Genomic DNA, 18,303 nt, shown 5'->3' with positions numbered 1-18,303 from the left:
CCAGTCGTGGCGCGCGCCACGACTGGATGTCATCACAAGCTAGAAGCGCCTGACTTCGATGTCGTACTTCTTCAGTGCATAGCCCATCTGGCGCGGCGTGATGTTGAGCAGTCGGGCCGCCTTGGCCTGCACCCAGCCGCATTGCTCCATCGCCCACACCAACCGTTCGCGCTCGCCCTGCGGTTTGTCGTCATCGGCCGGCCGCGCTGCCAAGGCGCCGGCATCGACGCGTGCCGGCGCCTCGGCAACCAGCGCCGCATCGTCTTCGGACGCATCGTCCGGATGATGCAGCGCTGCGCTCACCAGCACCGGCGACACCGCGTCATCCTTCTTGACGAAATGCAGCACCTGCGTGAGGCAGCGGTTCGCCGAACAGGGAAAGTCCGACGCCTCGATCGAGTCGTGATGCGCCATCGTCGCGGTGCGCTCGATGCAGTTCTCCAGTTCGCGCACATTGCCCGGCCAGTAGCACTTCATCATCACCGTCTGTCCGCTCGGCGCCAGCTTCATGGTGCGATCGTTCTCGCGATTGAAGCGTTCGAGAAAGTGCCGGGTCAGCGCCGGAATGTCCTCGCGCCGTTCGCGCAGCGACGGCAGGAAGATGCTCACCACGTTGATCCGGAAGTACAGATCGGCGCGGAAGGTACCGGCGGCCACCATCTTTTCCAGATTGCGGTTGGTGGCGCAGACCAGCCGCACATCGACCTTGATCGGACGCGAGCCACCGACCCGCTCGAATTCGCGCTCCTGCAGCACGCGCAGCAACTTGGTCTGGAACGCCGGCGATATGTCGCCGATCTCGTCAAGGAACAGCGTGCCGCCGTCGGCCAGTTCGAAGCGCCCCTTGCGTTCGGCGCTGGCGCCGGTAAACGAACCCTTTTCGTGGCCGAACAGTTCCGACTCGAGCAGCGATTCGGACAGTGCCGCGCAGTTCAGCTTGATGAACGGCCCGCCCTTGCGGGTCGACAATTCATGGATCGCCCGCGCAATGACTTCCTTGCCGGTTCCGCTCTCGCCGCGCAACAGGACGGTGGCGCGCGACGGCGCCACCTGGTGCGCTTCGGCAAACACCTCCTGCATGCGGGGCGAGGCGCCGACCACGTTGTCCAGCTTGAAGCGGCCGCGCGTTTCCCGCCGCGCCAGCTTGGCCTGGTTCAGCAGGCGTTCATGTTCGTCATGGACGACGCGGCGCAGCGCCACCGATTGGCCCACCAGATTGGCCGCCATGGTCAGCACGCGAACATCGCTGCTGAAACTGCCCCGCGGCGTCACGGCACGATCCACGCACAGCACGCCGAGGGCTTCGCTGCTGCCGCGTATCGGCACGCCGATGAAGGCGATCGTGTGGCCATCGGCTTCATCCAGCGCACCAGTGCGGTTCAGGAACAGCGGTTCGACCGATATGTCGGGCACCACCATGGGCGAACCCGATCGGTAGATACGCCCGAGTATCCCTTCACCCGCCCGATAGCGTCCGCTCGCCCACTCCTTGGCGCTCAGCCCGACGGCCGCCGCGAGGCTCAGCGATTCGCCGTCCTCGTCGGCCAGCGCGATCATTGCGCGCCGGAAATCGAGATGATGCGCGAGTACGTTGAGTGCCTCGCGCAGCGTGTTGGTGACGTCCAGCGACGAGCTCAGGATCTTGCTGATCTCGTAGACCGTCACCAGTTCTACATTCGCACGAGCATTCAGCTCGGCTCCATTCGCACCCATGATGCAGCCCCCGGCGGTTGGTCCGGAAAACCGATACGACGCCCGTGGGGTCGTGTCGGGTTCCGACTATGCAGTGGCCCCTGGAGGTCTTGTTATGTTGGGGAAAAGCGGGCGAGCGACCTTGTCGCCAACGCTGGCGACCGTCCGGCGGCCTGCTCCAGATGGTAGGTTGGCCCGCATTTGTCTCCGCCCGGATACCACCAAGCAAAGCCCGTACCCGGAGCAGGGTTATCACGCACAACCGCCGCCGAACGCATGAATGCCGGCACGACGCCGTTTGCGTGTGGTCAGCGAGCGCGACCTCACTCGTCTGAGGTTCAGCCAGTCGCCCATGCAGTCCGGGTTGGTGCAGCGCCATGCCAAAACAGTGCGTGCGCGGGCTGTCGCTGATGCTGCAAAGCCGACAAACCCTGTCACACGCGACATAACCGCCGCAGGACATCCGGCCAGGCCACAATCGCCGTGTCCGGCTGGCTCGACGCCGAAGTACCGCAGCGGATCGGGAAATGGCACGACGTTTGCAGAGTCGATCTCAATGCACAGGCCGGAGCAGGACATGAAAGCGCAGCCAACACGGATCGTCGCCATCGACGGCAACCACCTCACCGTCGCCGTCGATGCCCCGGAAGCCTGCGGTGGCTGCCGGTCGAAGGCGGCCTGCGGCACCGGCGATGGCAGCACGCATCAGATCGAGGTTGCCGCCGATCTGGCGAGCCGGCTGCGCACCGGCGACCGGGTGTCGGTCATGATCGCCGACGGAGCGACGATGCGTGCCATCGCGGCAGCCTACCTGCTGCCGCTGGGCGGCCTGCTCGCCGGCGTTGCAGCCGGCAGCGCACTCGTACTGCCCGACATGGCCATCGTGCTGTGTGGCAGCAGCGGGCTGTTTTCCGGTCACCTCGGCTCGCGCGTGCTGGCCCGCCACTGGCGAACCCATCTTCAGCCCCAGGTCTGTCAGGGCGGCGGCACGACCTGAGCGGACGAGGCCGACCGCACGCCACCTGTACGCAAAGAGACTGGATCGTGTCGCAGCTGTCAGCCGCTGACATGTCGCGACTGAAATTGCCTGCCTGCCGTCGGGCACGACAGCGACCGGATAGAATTCGTCCTGACCGTCACTTTCAGACCCGGACACCATGTCAGATCGCAGTTCCGTTGCTCCCGCTTCGAATTTCCTGCGCGCCGTCATCGAGAAGGATCTCGGTGCGCACACCTACGCCAGCCGCCGCTGGGCGCGCAGCCCGGGCGATGCTGCCCACCACGCCGCGGGCGAGCCCGACCCGGCGAAGATCCGCACCCGCTTCCCGCCCGAACCCAATGGCTACCTGCATATCGGCCACGCCAAATCGATCTGTCTGAATTTCGGCCTGGCGCGCGACTACGACGGCGTGTGCCACATGCGTTTCGACGACACCAATCCCGAGAAGGAAAGCGTCGAATACGTCGAATCGATCAAGGATTCGGTGCAGTGGCTGGGCTTCGGCTGGAACGCCTACGGCGCCTCGCACCTGTATTTCGCCAGCGACTACTTCGACTTCATGTACCGCGCAGCGGAATACCTCATCGAAGCCGGTCACGCGTATATGGATGAGCAGACGCCGGACGAAATGCGCGCCAGTCGCGGCACGCTGACCGAGCCAGGCAAGGCGTCGCCCTGGCGCGACCGGCCGCGCGAGGAGTCGCTGGCGCTGTTCCGCGCCATGCGCGACGGCCGGCACGCCGACGGTGCGATGGTGCTGCGCGCGAAGATCGACATGGCCAGCCCGAACATCAATCTGCGCGATCCGGCCATCTACCGCATCAAGCGCGCGCATCACCACAACACCGGCGACACCTGGTGCATCTACCCGATGTACACCTACGCCCACCCGCTGGAAGACGCGCTTGAAGGCATCACCCACTCGATCTGCACGCTGGAATTCGAAGACCAGCGGCCGTTCTATGACTGGGTGCTGGAACGTCTGGCCGAAGGTGGCCTGCTCGCGCATCCGCTGCCGAAGCAGTACGAATTCGCCCGCCTGAACCTCACTTATGTGGTCACCAGCAAGCGCAAGCTGATGCAGCTGGTGACCGAAGGGCATGTCAGCGGCTGGGACGACCCGCGCATGCCCACCCTCGTCGGCCTGCGCCGTCGCGGCTACACGCCGGCGGCCATACAGCTGTTCGCCGAACGCATCGGCGTGTCGAAGGCCGATTCGTGGATCGACTACTCCACGCTGGAAGGCGCACTGCGCGACGACCTCGATGGCCGCGCCGCGCGCGCGATGGCGGTGCTCGATCCGGTGAAGCTCAAGCTCACCAACTGGGACGCGCTGTTCGCCGGTCGCGAAAGCGAAGCCTGCTCCGCACCGGTGCATCCGCACCATCCCGAACACGGGCAACGCAGCTTCAACCTGGCGCGCGAAGTGTGGATCGAGCGTGAAGACTTCATGGAAGAGGCGCCCAAGGGATACCACCGCCTGTTTCCGGGCAACCGCACACGGCTGAAGTACGGCTACGTGATCGAATGCACCGGCTGCGAAAAGGACGCTGACGGCCGCATCACCGCCGTGCTGGCGACCATCGTGCCGGACACGAAGAGCGGCACCCCGGGAGCCGACAGCGTCAAGGTGAAGGGCGTCATCACCTGGGTCGGCGCACTGGACGGCGTGACGGCCGAAGTCCGGCTGTACGACCGGTTATTCACCGAAGCGCACCCGGACGCCGGCGGCCGCGACTTCCTGACCGTGATGAACGTCGACTCGGTGAAGTCGGTGCAGGCCATCGTCGAACCGGGGCTCGCCACTGCCGCTCCGGATGACCGGTTCCAGTTCGAACGCCACGGCTACTTCGTCGCCGACCGCAAGGATTCCGCGCCGGGCCTGCCTGTGTTCAATCGCGCGGTGACGCTGAAGGACAGCTGGGGAAAATAGCGCATGCCCGTATCAACTGTCGAACCGGTGGAGCTTGCAAAGGCTTACCGCCTGCTGAATCACGGCCCGACTGTGCTGGTGAGCAGCGCGCACGGCGCGCGACGCAACGTGATGGCGGCGGCCTGGTGCATGCCGCTCGATTTCGACCCGCCCAAGCTGCTGGTGGTGATCGACAAATCGACCTTCACGCGCGAGCTGATCGACGCCTCGGGCGAGTTCGCGATCAATGTGCCGACGCAGGCGCAGCGTGCGCTCACCGTGGCGGTCGGCAGCGATTCCGGCCGCGACCGGGACAAGTTCGCCGCCCTCGATATCTCGACCTTCACCGGCGACACGGTGGCGGCACCGCTGATCGCGGGCTGCGTGGCCTGGCTGGAATGTCGCGTCGTCCCCGAAAACCACATCCAGAGCCAGTACGACCTGTTCATCGGCGAGGTGGTCGCGGCGCGGGCCGACAGTCGTGTGTTCAGCGCCGGACGCTGGCATTTCAGCCCGGAACACGATGCGCTGCGCACCCTCCACCATGTGGCCGGCGGCGCCTTTTTCGTGACCGGCCCGATGACGGACGGCGACGGCGACTGACGGCTTGACGGCCGCGCGAACTTTTCCGTGATCGAGGCGTTCCCATGACGGCGGTTCGATGATCCGCCATTCCACCGTCACCCGTTGCGAGGCCGCCCATGATCCGTCTGTCTGCCCTGCTCGCCTGCTGTCTGGGCCTGTCTTCTGCCGCCACGGCGAACGAGGTGGCGGAAGAATTCGGCTCGGCCTTCTATACGGGCCTGTCGATCAGCGTCGTGCAGGTGCGCGTGCTCAACGCAGCCGGCAAGGGCTACTTCGGTTCGGGCGTCGTGGTGGCGGAAAATGAGGTCATCACCAATTGCCACGTCACACGCCAGGCGGTGCGCGTCGAAGTCGCCAAGGGAGCGCTGGTGTATCCGGTTTTCGGACAGAAGGCTGACATGGCCAACGACCTGTGCCTGCTGCGTACCGGACCGATGCCGCTGCGCGTGGCCGAGCTGCGCGATGCGGCATCGGTGAAGGCAGGCGAGAAGTCCTTCTACTACGGCTACTCGGGTGGAATCGAAGCCTTTTTCGCGCCCGGGCGAGTGGCCACAACGCATCCGCATGACGGCATGGCGGTGATCGAAACATCGAGCGGCTTCGCGCTGGGCGGCAGCGGCGGCGGGTTGTTCGACGCCCGCGGCAGGTTGATGGGCATCACCACGTTTCTCGCGTCCGGCCACGCCGGCGGCTATTTCGCCATGCCGGCCGAGATGATCCGTCGTGTCCGCACTCTGCCCGAGAGCGACGTGGCACCGATAGACGGTCTGGCCATCTGGGAGCAACCGGACCCTGCGCAGCCGTGGTTCCTGCGCGTGGCACGCATGGGCACGCAGGCGCGCTGGCAAGCAGCCGCCGAACTGGCAAACGAATGGACACAGGCACAGCCGGACAATGCCGACGCCTGGCATCAGTCAGGCGTTGCGCTGTCGCGCCTCGATCGACACGCGGAGGCACTGGCCGCGCTGCAAAACGCGAATGCATTGTCGCCGGGACACCCGCAAATACTCTTTCACACCGCACTCGCGCTGTCGCGGATCGGCCGCAGCGGCGAGGCCACACATATCCGCAATGAACTGGCGCTGGCCGATACCGATCTTGCCGGCCGGCTCGACAAGGCCCTCGAAAACGGTGGCATACCGCCGGCGCCCGCCAACAGCCCCGGCTGTCCGCGACTCGATACGTGCTGACCGCTGTTGCAACGGGGGTGCGGCGCGACTGCAGGATGCGCTTTGATTTGCGATGAACCTGCACGCTTCGCGGGGATCGGTTGTGATGTGGTCACCCCGTGGCATCAGCTGTGCCGTGCTCTTCCTGCGCGGTCAGCTTCGACCTAGGGCTTGGCCGTAACGCCGATGACCCGTCCGGTGTCCGACGACCCCTCCGGCCCCGCGCCGGCGGATAGGTCAGCCGGCGCGGGGCCGGAGGCGGTTGGTTCTGTAGTGGGTGCCGAGAGCAGATCACGCGAAAGTTTTTGCGCCGTTTCCACCTGCTCCGGTTTGAGCGAAGCAGCAATTTCGTCACGTGCCCCGCGCGCAGCGCCATGTCCGAGCGCGGCGGCGCGGTTGAACCAGGCGTAGGCCCGAATGAGATCGAGATCCACGCCTTCGCCGATGCGGTGCAGGCGTCCCATGTGGTACTGCGCTGCGACATGCCCCTTGCGCGCCGCCTCCACGAACCATCTGGCGGCCGCCTCGTAGTCCTGCAGCGTGCCGCGACCGAGCTTGTAGACCTGCGCCAGTTCGTACTGCGCCTGGGCGTGCCCCTGCTCCGCAGCCTTTTCAAACCACTTGATCGCTTCGACCAGATCTTCGCGTTCGCCGGTTCCGCCCTGCGACAGCAGCATCGCGTACTCGAACTGCGCCAGCGAACTGCCTGCTTCGGCACGGATACGGGCGACGTCACGTGGATCGAGCTCGGCCAGCTTCCTCTCGTGCTCACTCGGAATGCGCGAGCCCGCGCTCTGCACGGTGATGACCACAAGGGCGGAAATGCTCAGAAGCACCAGGCCCGCGAACGCAGCCAGCGGCACGCGGCGGAAGCGCACGAAACGCTTGTGGCAGTTGCGGCAGCGCACCGGACGCAGCCAGAAGCGTCCCGCCTTCTCGGCCGGGTTCTTCCAGCTGGAGTCCTTGGTGTTCCGGCTCATGCAGTAGGGGCAGCCGCGAGTGCCCTGCAGGATGCCGGAGGTGCGGGTGGAAACATTCATCGGCGCGAAATTAGCATGACGAGGCAAGGACTTGCCGTGAATTACTGTGGCGCAGGCCTGTGCACATCAAATCAGGCAGCAGGCGGCACGTATCCCGATACACCGTCAGCGCCTTCGCCGAAGAAGTGCTTTTCCATCTGCTCGGCAAGATATTTGCGCGCCCGCACGTCCATCAGGCTGAGTCGGTTTTCGTTGATCAGCATGGTCTGGTACTTCACCCATTGCTGCCAGGCCTCCTTGGATACCGACTCGAAAATCCGGGCGCCGAGCGGGCCGGGCACCGGCGGGAAGTCCAGACCTTCCGCCTCGCGACCCAGTTTGATGCAATTGACCATGCGTGCCATCGTGTAACTCCTTCAAAAAGTGAGGGGCAGAAAAGGCGTTCCAGCCGCTCGAGAACTGCGGCGATCGTCAGGTGCCATGGCGGCGTTCGTACATCCGGAAAGCATTCTTGCCATCGTTCTTGGCCGCGTACATCGCAGCGTCCGCCGCGCCCAGCAAGGCTTCGCCGGTGGACGCATGAACAGGGTAAATGCCGATGCCCGTACTCACGGTCACATAGGCACGCTCGCCGCCAAATTCGAAAGCCATGCCCGACACACGTTCGCCGATGCGTCGCGCCAGACCGGTGATGGCCTGCTCGTCGGTGTCCGGAGCGAGCACACCGAACTCGTCACCGCCGAGCCGGAAGAAGATTTCGTTCCGCCGCACGACCGCGCCGACCTCGCGCGCCAGCTTCATCAGCACCTGATCGCCGGCCTGATGGCCGTGCCGGTCGTTGACCGGCTTGAAGCCATCAAGATCGAACAGCAGCAGGCCGAGTTGCGTGTGACGCCGGCTGGCGTCTGCAATCATGCGTTCGAGCTCTTCATGGAAACGGCGGCGATTGTAAAGATTGGTCAGCGGGTCGCGTTCTGCCATCTGTACCAGCGCCTCGGCTGCACGCCGCTCGGCCGTGACGTCTTCGTAGATCCACACCCGACCGAGGAAACGCCCGGGCGTGGCTGACGGCACCAGCGCCGACTGTTCACGGATGATGCGGCCGTCGCGCAGCAGGATGTCCAGCGGCTCGGTCGGCAGTCGCGTGGCAAGAATCTGTGCCATGCGCTCTCGGTAGCCCTCTTCGTCCGCACGCAATGGCGCGGTGCGTTCGATCAGCACGCTGTCCCGCATGCCGGAGAGGTTTTCGTCCGGCGCCATGCCCCAGATTAGCTTCAGCATCCGGTTTGCGTGCTGTGCGCGCCCGTCGCGATCAACGAACAGCACGCCCAGCTTGATCAGGTCGAGCAGCGCCTCAAGGCGTGAGCGCTCTTCCTCGCTGCGCGTGAGGTAGTAATCGCGCAGGCCCTGTTCGCGGCGCAGTGCGGTCACCGTGTCGAGCAGTTTCAGTTCGGCTTCCTTGCGGCTCTGGATGTCATCGGCCGACACCCGCACGCCCAGGCAAACACCTGCCTCATCGTAGATCGGCTGCCAGTTCAGCGACACCCACACCACACCACCATCGCGGCGCAGCAGACGCACTTCGAAGTTTTCCCCACTGGCGCCGGCCAGCGCCTCCCGCGCGCGGGTGGCGAAGATCTTGCGATCCTTCTCATGGACGAGCATGCCTGCGAGATTTTCGCTCAGCAGGCAGTCCAGCGGGCTGTGGCCGGTCACCCGTTCGATCGAACGATTGACCCAGATCAGGCGACCCTGCGGCCCGAACCAGGCCTCGACGCCAAAGGTGAAATCGGCGATGGCATGAAAGCGCGATTCACTCTTGCGCAGCGCCATGACCCGCTCATCGAGCGCCTGAACCATCTGGTTGAAGGCGCGGGTCAGACGCGCCAGCGCATCGTCGCCGACCACCGGAAGCGGATTGACGACCTCGGCCCGGCGCAGCGCGATGGCGCGCGTTTCGATCGCGGTCACACCATCGAGCACACCGCCCAGCACCCAGCGGGTCAGCGCCACATGCAGCGACAGAATCAGTATGCCCAGAAGCAGCATCGACGTCCGCAAGGTGCCAAGTGCCGCCTCGAGACGAACCAGCCTCGCACTGGCGCGCGCGACGCCGACCGGCGCGCTGGCGTCGGCCGACCGCAGTTCGACGCGGAAGTCGTGGCGGCTGCGCCCGGCAGCCAGCGCGGCACGCAGATCCTCATGCGGCGCTCCGAGTACGGCCGGCCCACCGTCCGCCACCAGAACGCGCCCCGCGGCATCACGCACTTCGATGTAACCCAGGCCACCCAGCCGGCGCAATGCACCCGCCTCGGCTGCCAGCCGCGCCTGATCATGCATGACAATTTCACCCAGCCGGGTCTGCATGTCTGTGGCCAGCGCATCGATGCGCGCATCTTCCTGCGAAATCAGATGACCGGCCAGAAGGTGGTGGGTGAGCCCGAGCCCCAGGATCAGCAGCAGGCCCAGCACTACCCCCGACCCGATGAGGCGTGCCTTCAGTGTGCCGATGCGCGCGAGCAGGGCCGGTTTCATGTCAGTGGAGCGGCGGCCGCGTCATCAGAGCACCTTCACCAGAACCTTGCTGCGACGCTGCGGGTTGTAGCTCTCGCGCTTCAAGCGCGGCAGTACATCGATGCCGGCTTCTACGAAACCACGCTCGACGAACCAGTGTGCCGTCACGGTAGTGAGCACGAACAGGCGTTTCATGCGTTCGGCCCGAGCCCGCGCCTCGACAAAGCTGAGTATCTGTTCACCATAGCCGTGGCGACGGTACTCGGGCATGACCGCGAGACAGGCGAGTTCGGCCATTTCTTCTTCCGCATACGGGTAGAAGGCGGCACAGCCCATGATGACTTCGTCGTGTTCGAGCACGCTGAAGCGATCGATCTCGCGTTCGAGCCGTTCGCGGCCGCGACTGACCAGCGTGCCATCCGCTTCCATCGGCGCGATCAGGCCGGCCACTGCCGGCACATCGTCCATGCGCGCATTGCGCATAAGCGCAAGCCGTTCGCGGGAAATGACGCTGCCGACGCCTTGCGTGGTGAAGAATTCGAGCAGCAGCGCGCCATCGAGGTCGCGATCTATCATGTGCGCCCGCGCCACTCCCATCTTCACCGCACGGATCGCCCGCGGCAGGTAGAGGCCCAGGTCTTCGGTGATGCCGCGACCTGCCTTCAGCCATTGCGATGCTTCGTCAGCGGTGAGTTCCGGCACCAGCTCTCCGGCTTCATCGACGATGCCCGGCGCGTCGCACAGATAGATCAGCTTCGTCGCCTGCAGGCCGATGGCAACCGATTCGGCCACTTCTTCCATGCACAGGTTGAACACCTCGCCGGTCAGCGAATAGCCGTAGGGCTGCATCAGCACGATATCGCTGTCGACCAGCGCGTCATTCAGCGCCTCGACGTCGACCTTGCGCACGGCCCCGGTGTAGCCGTGGTCGATGCCATCCACCACGCCCACCGGACGCGCTGTCAGGAAGTTGCCCGACGCCACCTCGATCGTGCTGCCGGCCATCGGCGTATTGGGCAGCCCCTGCGAAAACAGCGCCTCGACATCGATGCGGATGGCGCCGTTGGCGCGTTTCACGCAGTCCATGGCCGGCGCGTCGGTCACCCGCAAACCATTGTGATAACGGGGCTCCAGGCCGCGTGCCGCCAGTTCTTCCTCAATCTGCGGGCGCGCCCCGACCACCAGCACCAGCTTGATGCCGAGCGCGGCAAGCAGGTTGCAGTCCTGCACCAGCGAATTGGCGAACGGGCTCTTCAGCACCTCGCCGCCGACCGCGACCACGAAGGTTCGGCCGCCGAAGGCATGGATATAGGGTGCTGCGCTGCGCACCCAGGCGACGAAGCGCGGTGAATCGGGATCAGCGTGCATTCAGGTTCCGTCCGGTAAGTTCCCGATTCTATCCGAGCGCGGCCCGCCGGAACGCTCAGCCGATCGCGGATTCAAGACGGTCGCAGACGGTCTGCAGGATGTCGAGGCGGGCGCGGTACTTGTCGTCCGAGCCGATCAACGCCCACGGCGCCGCCTCGGTGTGCGTGCGCGCCAGCATGTCGCGCACCGCCGGCAGATAGGCCGGCCACTTTTCACGGTTTCGCCAGTCATCCGGCGTGATCTTGAAACGCTTGAATCGGGTACGACTGCGCTCTTTGAAGCGCTTCAGCTGTTCGTCGGGGCTGACGTCGAGCCAGAACTTGCAGACGATGGCGCCATGCGCCACCCATTCCTGCTCGAAGGCGTTGATTTCGTCGTAGGCGCGCGCCCAGTCATCCGGCTCGGCAAAGCCTTCGACCCGCTCGACCAGCACCCGGCCGTACCACGAGCGGTCGAACAGTGCCGCCCGGCCGTTGCGCGGCACATCGCGCCAGAAGCGCCACAACCAGGGGTACTTGCGCTCATGTTCGGACGGCGCCGCCACCGGATGCACGCGGTAATACCGCGCGTCGAGTGCATGGGTGATGCGACGGATCGCACCGCCCTTGCCCGCTGCATCCATGCCTTCGAACACCAGCACGAGCGCGCGATCTTCAAAAGCCGGCTGGCGCAGCAACAGGTTCAACCGCCCCTGCAGGGCTTCCAGCGCAGGCTGGTAGTGCGCCTTGGTCATCGGCTTCGACGGGGCCGCTGCTTCGCTGACCGGTGCCGCCGGCGCCTCGGCCACCGCCATCGAAGGCGGCGGCAACGGCGCCGGTCGCGGCGGACGCCCTGCCAGCGTGGCACGCAACGCGCGCAGCACGACGCGACCGACCGCCAATTCGCACAGACGGGTGTCCCGTGCGTCGATCAGGTGCCACGGCGCATGCGGGTCGTCCGTCTCGCGGATCGCCTCTTCCGCCACCTTGCACAGCCTGCGGTGACGACGGTGTTCGTGCCAGTCCTCCGACGTGACGCGCCAGCGCGTTGCCGCGTCCTTTTCGAGCGTCTTGAAGCGGGCACGCTGGGTGTCGGCGTCCAGATGCAGCCAGAACTTGAGCACCACCGCGTCTTCCATCGCCAGCATGTGCTCGAAACGGCGTATCGACTGCAGGGTGCGGCCGAACGCCGGCCGCTTGATGCGGCGGTCGACGCGGTCACGGATGGTTTCGCTGTACCACGCATCGAACATGATGGCGGTGCGCCCGCGCGACGGCAATGCCTGCCAGAAACGCCACATGTGGGGTCGCAGGCGTGCGGCTTCGTCGCGCGCCCCGAACGCACTGGTGCGGATATGACGCGGGTCCATCCACTCGTTCAACGTGTTGACCACCACGCCGCGGCCGGCGCCCGCCACGCCGGCGATCAGCAGGATGACCGGCGTGCGTGCCTGCTCCAGGATCGAGTACTGCGCATCGAGCAGGTCGGCGCGCAGCCGCGCGACCGCCCTATCGAACCGGTCTTCATCCATCGCTTCGAACGGGGGCAGCGAATCGAACATCAGAAATCTCCGATCAGGACGTTGAGCGCAGCCACCGCGGCGACCCCGGCAGTTTCGGTGCGCAGCACGCGCGGGCCAAGTGTGAGCGCGGCGAACCCGCTGCCGCGCGCGGCCTGCAGTTCGTCGTGGTCGAAACCACCTTCCGGACCGATCAGCACGCTGATCAGCTGATCGGCTTTCAGGCTAGCCTCGCGCAACGGCACCCCACCTTCCGGATGCAGCAGCAGGCGCTGCCCGTCGGCACGCGCGACCGCCTGCTCGAAGGAAAGCAGCGGCAGCACCTCGGGCACGACGTTGCGACCGCACTGTTCACAGGCAGCCACCGCAATCTGGTGCCAGTGTTCGATCCGGCGCTGGGCACGATCGCCGGCCAGGCGCACGACCGCGCGCCGGCAGCTCACCGGCTGCACGCGCGCAACACCGAGTTCGACCGCTTTCTGCACGATCCAGTCCATCTTGTCCGACGCCGCCAGGCACTGCATCAGCGTGATCCGCAGCGTCGGCTCCCGCACTGGCGCACGACGCTCGCCGAGTACCGCGCGCAGGTCGCGCCCCTTGCCTTCCAGTCGGGCTTCGACTTCGAAACCGCGACCGTCGAACAGGGTCAGCGGGTCGCCGGCCGACAGGCGCAGCACACGTTCAACATGGTGGGCGACTGCAGCCGGCAGCGCGAGCACGCCGACGGGTTCGTCAGGCAGAGGGCAGAAAAAGCGAGGATTCATCGTATTATCATTGGTGCACTGCGAGAGGATCACGACCCGCGCTCCGCCAGGGCGGGCAAACCCATGGAAGCATGATGGTCAGCACTTCGACACCTGTCTGTGACTTCGGTCTGGCAGCGCCGGACTTCCGGTTGCGCGACGCCGACGGCCGCCAGCATTCGCCGGACACGTTGTGCGGACCGGCCGGTCTGCTGGTGATGTTCATCTGCAACCACTGCCCGTATGTTCAGGCAATACTGCCACGGCTGGTGGTGACGGTGCGCGAGTTGCAGGCGCTCGGCGTCGGCGCAGTGGCCGTCATGTCGAACGACATCGACCAGTATCCGCAGGATGGCCCTGACGCCATGAGCGCGCTGGCGCGCGACAGGGCGTTCTCCTTTCGGTATCTGCTGGACGCCGACCAATCGGTGGCACGCGCCTATGGCGCCGTGTGCACGCCGGATTTCTTCGGCTACAACAGCGCATTGCAGCTGCAATACCGCGGTCGCTTCGACGCCTCCCGCAAGGAAGCGGCACCGCCGGACACGCGGCGCGACCTGTTCGAGGCCATGCGCCTCGTGGCACTGACCGGCGAAGGTCCGCGCGAGCAGACGCCGGGCATCGGCTGTTCCATCAAATGGCGTCAGGACTGAATCCATGAGCTCACCGACCCTCATCCAGATCGTCGACACCGCGCGCAATGTGGCGCGCGAAGTCATCATGCCGCACTTCCTGACGGCGCAACGCAACACCAAGGACGACGGCAGCCTGTTCACGGTGGTCGATCTGGCGGCGCAGGAAGCGCTGATCGAACGCTTGCCGCGCATCATCGATCGCCCGGTACTGGGCGAAGAAATGCCGGAATCGCTGCAGTTGCGTCTGTGGCACGAAGGCCAGGACGGCATCTGGTGCATCGATCCGATCGACGGCACGACGAACTTTGTCAACGGCATCCCGTTCTTCGGCGTGGCGATCGCCTACATCGCCGAAGGCCGGACGCGCTATGGAGTGGTGTACAACCCGATGACCGACGAGGCCTTCTACGCTGAAGAAGGAGGCGGCGCCTTCCTGAACGGCACGGCGCTGCCGCTGCGCACGCCGGCCCGCCACCTGCTGGACGCGGTCGCCGGCGTCGATTTCAAGCGCATTCCCAAGCCGCTGGCCGATGCGCTCGCCACGCAGTCGCCGTTCTATTCGCAGCGCAACTTCGGTTCCAGCGCACTCGAGTGGTGCTTTGTCGCGGCGGCACGACTGGATGTCTATCTGCACGGCGGCCAGATGATGTGGGATTTCGCCGCCGGCACCCTGATTGCCGCCGAAGCCGGCGCGCAGTGCTCGATGCTCGACGGCGAACCGCTGGACATGTCACCCGGCCGCAAGACTCCGGTCGTCGTCGGCGCCAACGCGGCGCTGTATCGGGAATGGATGGACTGGCTCAACGCGCACGGCGCGCGCTGAGCTGCACAGGCAAATCCGGCCTCACGCCGGCTGTGCGGACGTCACCTGTGCATTGACCAGACCACCGCCCTTTGCCAGCAGGAAGTCGCGCAGCGCCTGCGCGGCCGGCAGCAGATTCTTGCGGTCGCGATAGACCACATGCCAGTTGCGGATCACCGGCGTACCCGGTGCAGCGATCCGGCGTAGCACGCCGGTCCGCAGTTCGAGCTGGCAGGTGTGCTCCGACAGGAACGCCAGCCCCATTCCCGCAATTGCGGCCTGTTTGATGATCTCGTTGCTGGGCAGCTCGATGATTTCGGTCGGGCGGATGCCATGTTCGATCAAAAAGCTTTCCTGGGTCACCCGTGTGCCTGATCCGCGCTCGCGGATCAGGAAGGCTTCACGCCCCAGATCTTCCGCGCTGGCCATGCCGCTGCCGGTCAGCGGGTGACCTTCGCAAGCGAGGATGGACAGCGGATGCTCTGCGAACACATGCGCCTCGCACCCCAGCGCAGCCGGCGGGCGCCCCATGATGGCGAGGTCGATCAGGTTGTCTTCCAACTGGCGGAAGATGTCGTCGCGGTTGTGCAGCGAAATGCGGACCTGCACGTCCGGAAAGCGCTCGCGGAAAGCCATCAGAAGCTTCGGCGCGATGTACTTCGCAGTGCTGACCACGCCAACCGACACCAGTCCGGCGTGACCGCTCGCCATCTGCGCGAGCGCGGCTTCCGCCTCGGCCAACTGGTGTTCGATGGCACGTGCGTGACGGGCGATTTCCATGCCGACATCGGTCACCCGCAGCTTCTTGCCCAGGGTTTCGATCAGCGGCAGCCCGATCAGGCCGTCGAGCGCCTTCACCTGCATCGAGACTGCGGGTTGTGTCAGATGCAGCTCTTCGGCAGCGCGCGAAATCGATCCGAGGCGGGCGACCGCTTCGAAAATCCGCAGCTGGCGAAGCGACACCCCTCGTGTCCACTGAGTTGTCATATCAATCGGTATCAGGAAATTTAATGGATCGTATCAAAACAACTTATTTTGAACCACAGCAGATTCCAGATATATTGCACTGCAACAGCGGTCGAAAACAAAGCGCGACAAAGGTACGGCGTGTTTTCGGAAGCTCTCGATTTTAGCGTCAAAGCCTGTCTACTCAACAAGAATCGACAGGTGACCCAGGCTCCTCCTCCACAACCTTGTTTGTGGATTCATACCCCGGCTCGCAAGAGTCCGGGGTATTTTTTTGCGTTCGCACACTGTGTTGCTTGCCGTGGAACATACCGTTCCATGGTTGCAGCACATCATTTGCCGTCACGGCGCCCTGCCGGAGCGCGACAAGCCGATGTGACAGCACGGCGGACGACAGCTAGGATAAATCGACACCGGTTGCGAAGGAGGTTGCCATGATCGAAGGGCGCAAAACCCTCACGCGTTACACCATCGAGGCCCAGCAGAGACACCCGCAAGCCAGCGGGATCTTTTCGAGTCTGTTGAACGCGGTTGCGACGGCGGTGAAAATCATCGCCAACAATGTTAACAAGGGCGCACTGGTCGGCTCGCTCGGCAGCTTCGAGGCGATTGGCAGCGGCGCCGCCATCAATCTGGCAGGCGACGTCACGCAGAAGCTCGACACCATCGCAAACGAGGCGATGCAGCGCGAATGCGAATGGGGCGGTCATCTTGCGGCGCTTGCACCGGACGGTCTGGACGGCTTCATCCCGACGCCGGAACAGTCGCCGCGAGGCAAATACCTGTTGCTGTTCGATGCGTTGGACTGCAGCAACAACATCGACGTGAATCTGACGGTCGGCACGCTTTTTTCGGTTCTGCACGCGCCCAACCCGGGCGCCGAGCCGCAGTTGTCGGACTTTCTGCAGCCCGGAACAGAACAGGTGTGCGCCGGCTATGCGCTGTACGGCCCTTCGACCATGCTGGTGCTGACCACCGGCGAAGGCGTTGACGGATTCACACTTGACCGCGACATCGGCGCCTTCATCCTGACCCATCCGAAGATGCGCATTCCTGCGCAAACCAACGAATTTGCGATCAATGCATCGAAATCGCGCTTCTGGGAACCGCCGGTCAAACGCTATGTCGAGGAGTGTCTGGCTGGCCAGACAGGCCCGCGCAACACCGACTTCAACATGCGCTGGATCGCCTCGCTGGTGGCTGAAACCCATCGCGTACTGACGCGCGGGGGCGTCATCATGTATCCGGCCGACACCATGCCGTCGCAGCCGCCGGGCCGTATTTCGCTGATGTACGAAGCCAATCCGATCGCCTTCCTGATCGAACAGGCGGGTGGCGAAGCAACAAACGGCCGCACCCGGATCCTTGAACTGCCGCCGCGCAGCCTGCAGATGCGCACGCCACTGATCTTCGGGTCAAGCGAAGAAGTGCGTCGCATTGCCCAGTATCACCACGAAAATGACCAGGGACTGGACCGTGAATACACTTCGCCACTTTTCAATATCCGTGGCCTGTTTTCCACGCTCTGAGGACTGACGGATGTCGGTACGCCATCCTGTCATCGCCATCACCGGGTCATCGGGCGCCGGCACCAGCACTGTCACGCGAACCTTCCAGCACATCTTCCGGCGCGAAGGGGTCAATCCGGTCATTGTCGAAGGCGACGCCTTTCATCGTTACGACCGGGAGGAGATGAAGGTCGTCATGGCGCGCGAAGCGGCTGCCGGAAATGAACATTTCAGTCATTTCGGCCCGGATGCCAACCTGTTCGAAGAGCTTGAGGCCCTGTTCCGGCAGTATGGCGCCGAAGGAACCGGGCGCACTCGCGCCTATCTGCACAACGACAAGGAAGCCGCACCCTTTGGTCAGCCGCCAGGAACATTCACGCCCTGGGAGGATATTCCGCCCGGCACCGACATCCTGTTTTACGAAGGCCTGCATGGGGCAGTGAAAACCGACCGCATCGATGTCGGACAGCATGCCGACCTGCGCATCGGCGTCGTACCCATCATCAACCTGGAGTGGATACAGAAGCTGCACCGCGATCGCGAGCAGCGCGGTTACACGACCGAAGCCGTGACCGACACCATCCTGCGCCGCATGCCGGAATACGTGCACTTCATCTGTTCGCAGTTCGAGAACACGCACATCAATTTCCAGCGGGTACCGATGGTCGACACCTCGAACCCCTTCATCGCACGCGCCATCCCGACACCGGAAGAGTCAATGGTGGTGATCCGCTTCGCCACTACGCGCGGCATCGATTGACAGTACCTGCTGTGCATGCTGCATGGCTATTTCATGTCGCGAGCCAACACCCTTGTGATTCCGGGCGGCAAGATCGAACTGGCCATGCAGCTCATTTTCACGCCGCTGATCCTGCGGCTGGTGGAAAATGGGCGCAAGGCGCGAGCCCGCTATTGAGTTATCGTCACCGAG

At 64.7% G+C, this 18,303-nt stretch carries 15 protein-coding genes and 1 pseudogene; 8 read left to right on the top strand and 8 right to left on the bottom strand.

Annotated features, from left to right (window positions below; genetic code table 11):
• Positions 1-39 precede the first annotated feature (39 nt).
• Positions 40-1,713 carry a nif-specific transcriptional activator NifA gene (nifA, locus tag Q8R75_RS13395; protein WP_305613634.1) on the bottom strand — a complete coding sequence of 558 codons (1,674 nt, stop codon included), beginning with the start codon at positions 1,711-1,713 and terminating at the stop codon, positions 40-42.
• Between the two features lie 556 nt (positions 1,714-2,269).
• On the opposite strand from nifA, the gene Q8R75_RS13390 reads away from it, so the two are divergent.
• From Q8R75_RS13390 to Q8R75_RS13375, 4 genes are all read left to right on the top strand, one after another.
• A complete protein-coding gene (locus tag Q8R75_RS13390) occupies positions 2,270-2,689 on the top strand; it encodes a SoxR reducing system RseC family protein (RefSeq protein WP_305613635.1) in 420 nt (139 codons plus the stop codon).
• A 160-nt stretch (positions 2,690-2,849) separates the two neighbouring features.
• A complete protein-coding gene (locus tag Q8R75_RS13385) occupies positions 2,850-4,625 on the top strand; it encodes a glutamine--tRNA ligase/YqeY domain fusion protein (RefSeq protein ID WP_305613636.1) in 1,776 nt (591 codons plus the stop codon).
• A gap of 3 nt (positions 4,626-4,628) precedes the next feature.
• On the top strand, positions 4,629-5,207 hold the full coding sequence (locus Q8R75_RS13380; protein ID WP_305613637.1) for a flavin reductase family protein: 579 nt from the start codon (positions 4,629-4,631) through the stop codon (positions 5,205-5,207).
• A gap of 98 nt (positions 5,208-5,305) precedes the next feature.
• Positions 5,306-6,379 (top strand): serine protease, encoded by a 1,074-nt coding sequence (locus Q8R75_RS13375; protein ID WP_305613638.1) that lies wholly within the window; start codon positions 5,306-5,308, stop codon positions 6,377-6,379.
• 143 nt (positions 6,380-6,522) lie between these two features.
• Here the strand turns inward: Q8R75_RS13375 and Q8R75_RS13370 are convergent, their stop codons facing one another.
• The 6 genes from Q8R75_RS13370 to Q8R75_RS13345 form a co-directional block, all read right to left on the bottom strand.
• On the bottom strand, positions 6,523-7,398 hold the full coding sequence (locus Q8R75_RS13370) for a tetratricopeptide repeat protein (RefSeq protein WP_305613639.1): 876 nt from the start codon (positions 7,396-7,398) through the stop codon (positions 6,523-6,525).
• 71 nt (positions 7,399-7,469) lie between these two features.
• Positions 7,470-7,742, bottom strand: coding sequence for an oxidative damage protection protein (locus tag Q8R75_RS13365; RefSeq protein WP_069038364.1), 273 nt, complete (start codon positions 7,740-7,742; stop codon positions 7,470-7,472).
• Between the two features lie 67 nt (positions 7,743-7,809).
• Positions 7,810-9,873 (bottom strand): sensor domain-containing diguanylate cyclase, encoded by a 2,064-nt coding sequence (locus Q8R75_RS13360; protein ID WP_305625962.1) that lies wholly within the window; start codon positions 9,871-9,873, stop codon positions 7,810-7,812.
• Positions 9,874-9,897: 24 nt separating this feature from the next.
• On the bottom strand, positions 9,898-11,220 hold the full coding sequence (gene argA, locus Q8R75_RS13355) for an amino-acid N-acetyltransferase (protein ID WP_257092504.1): 1,323 nt from the start codon (positions 11,218-11,220) through the stop codon (positions 9,898-9,900).
• Positions 11,221-11,275: 55 nt separating this feature from the next.
• The gene (gene pap, locus Q8R75_RS13350; RefSeq protein WP_305625963.1) at positions 11,276-12,760 is read right to left on the bottom strand and encodes a polyphosphate:AMP phosphotransferase; all 1,485 of its coding nucleotides are present in this window, start codon (positions 12,758-12,760) and stop codon (positions 11,276-11,278) included.
• Complete coding sequence (locus Q8R75_RS13345) at positions 12,760-13,482, bottom strand: 16S rRNA (uracil(1498)-N(3))-methyltransferase (protein ID WP_305625964.1); 723 nt, start codon at positions 13,480-13,482, stop codon at positions 12,760-12,762. Before Q8R75_RS13345 ends, pap begins: the two co-directional genes overlap by 1 nt.
• Before the next feature lie 74 nt (positions 13,483-13,556).
• Between Q8R75_RS13345 and Q8R75_RS13340 the strand changes: the two genes are divergently transcribed.
• Complete coding sequence (locus Q8R75_RS13340) at positions 13,557-14,114, top strand: thioredoxin family protein (RefSeq protein ID WP_257092500.1); 558 nt, start codon at positions 13,557-13,559, stop codon at positions 14,112-14,114.
• 4 nt (positions 14,115-14,118) lie between these two features.
• The gene (locus tag Q8R75_RS13335) at positions 14,119-14,919 is read left to right on the top strand and encodes an inositol monophosphatase (protein ID WP_257092499.1); all 801 of its coding nucleotides are present in this window, start codon (positions 14,119-14,121) and stop codon (positions 14,917-14,919) included.
• 21 nt (positions 14,920-14,940) lie between these two features.
• Here Q8R75_RS13335 and Q8R75_RS13330 read toward each other — a convergent pair whose 3' ends face one another.
• Positions 14,941-15,861, bottom strand: a complete 921-nt coding sequence (locus Q8R75_RS13330; protein WP_257092497.1) for a LysR family transcriptional regulator — start codon at positions 15,859-15,861, stop codon at positions 14,941-14,943.
• Between the two features lie 437 nt (positions 15,862-16,298).
• Between Q8R75_RS13330 and Q8R75_RS13325 the strand changes: the two genes are divergently transcribed.
• Together Q8R75_RS13325 and Q8R75_RS13320 are read left to right on the top strand one after the other, a co-directional pair.
• Positions 16,299-17,393 (top strand): class 1 fructose-bisphosphatase, encoded by a 1,095-nt coding sequence (locus tag Q8R75_RS13325; RefSeq protein WP_069038369.1) that lies wholly within the window; start codon positions 16,299-16,301, stop codon positions 17,391-17,393.
• Between the two features lie 10 nt (positions 17,394-17,403).
• Positions 17,404-18,288 (top strand): annotated as a pseudogene (locus Q8R75_RS13320) (phosphoribulokinase).
• The last annotated feature ends 15 nt before the right edge of the window (positions 18,289-18,303 follow it).

Origin of the sequence: Methyloversatilis sp., from assembly GCF_030696805.1 — a bacterium.
Taxonomy (GTDB): domain Bacteria; phylum Pseudomonadota; class Gammaproteobacteria; order Burkholderiales; family Rhodocyclaceae; genus Methyloversatilis.
The sequence above is the reverse complement of the archived record's forward strand: the minus strand, read 5'-3'. Positions and strand labels throughout refer to the sequence as shown.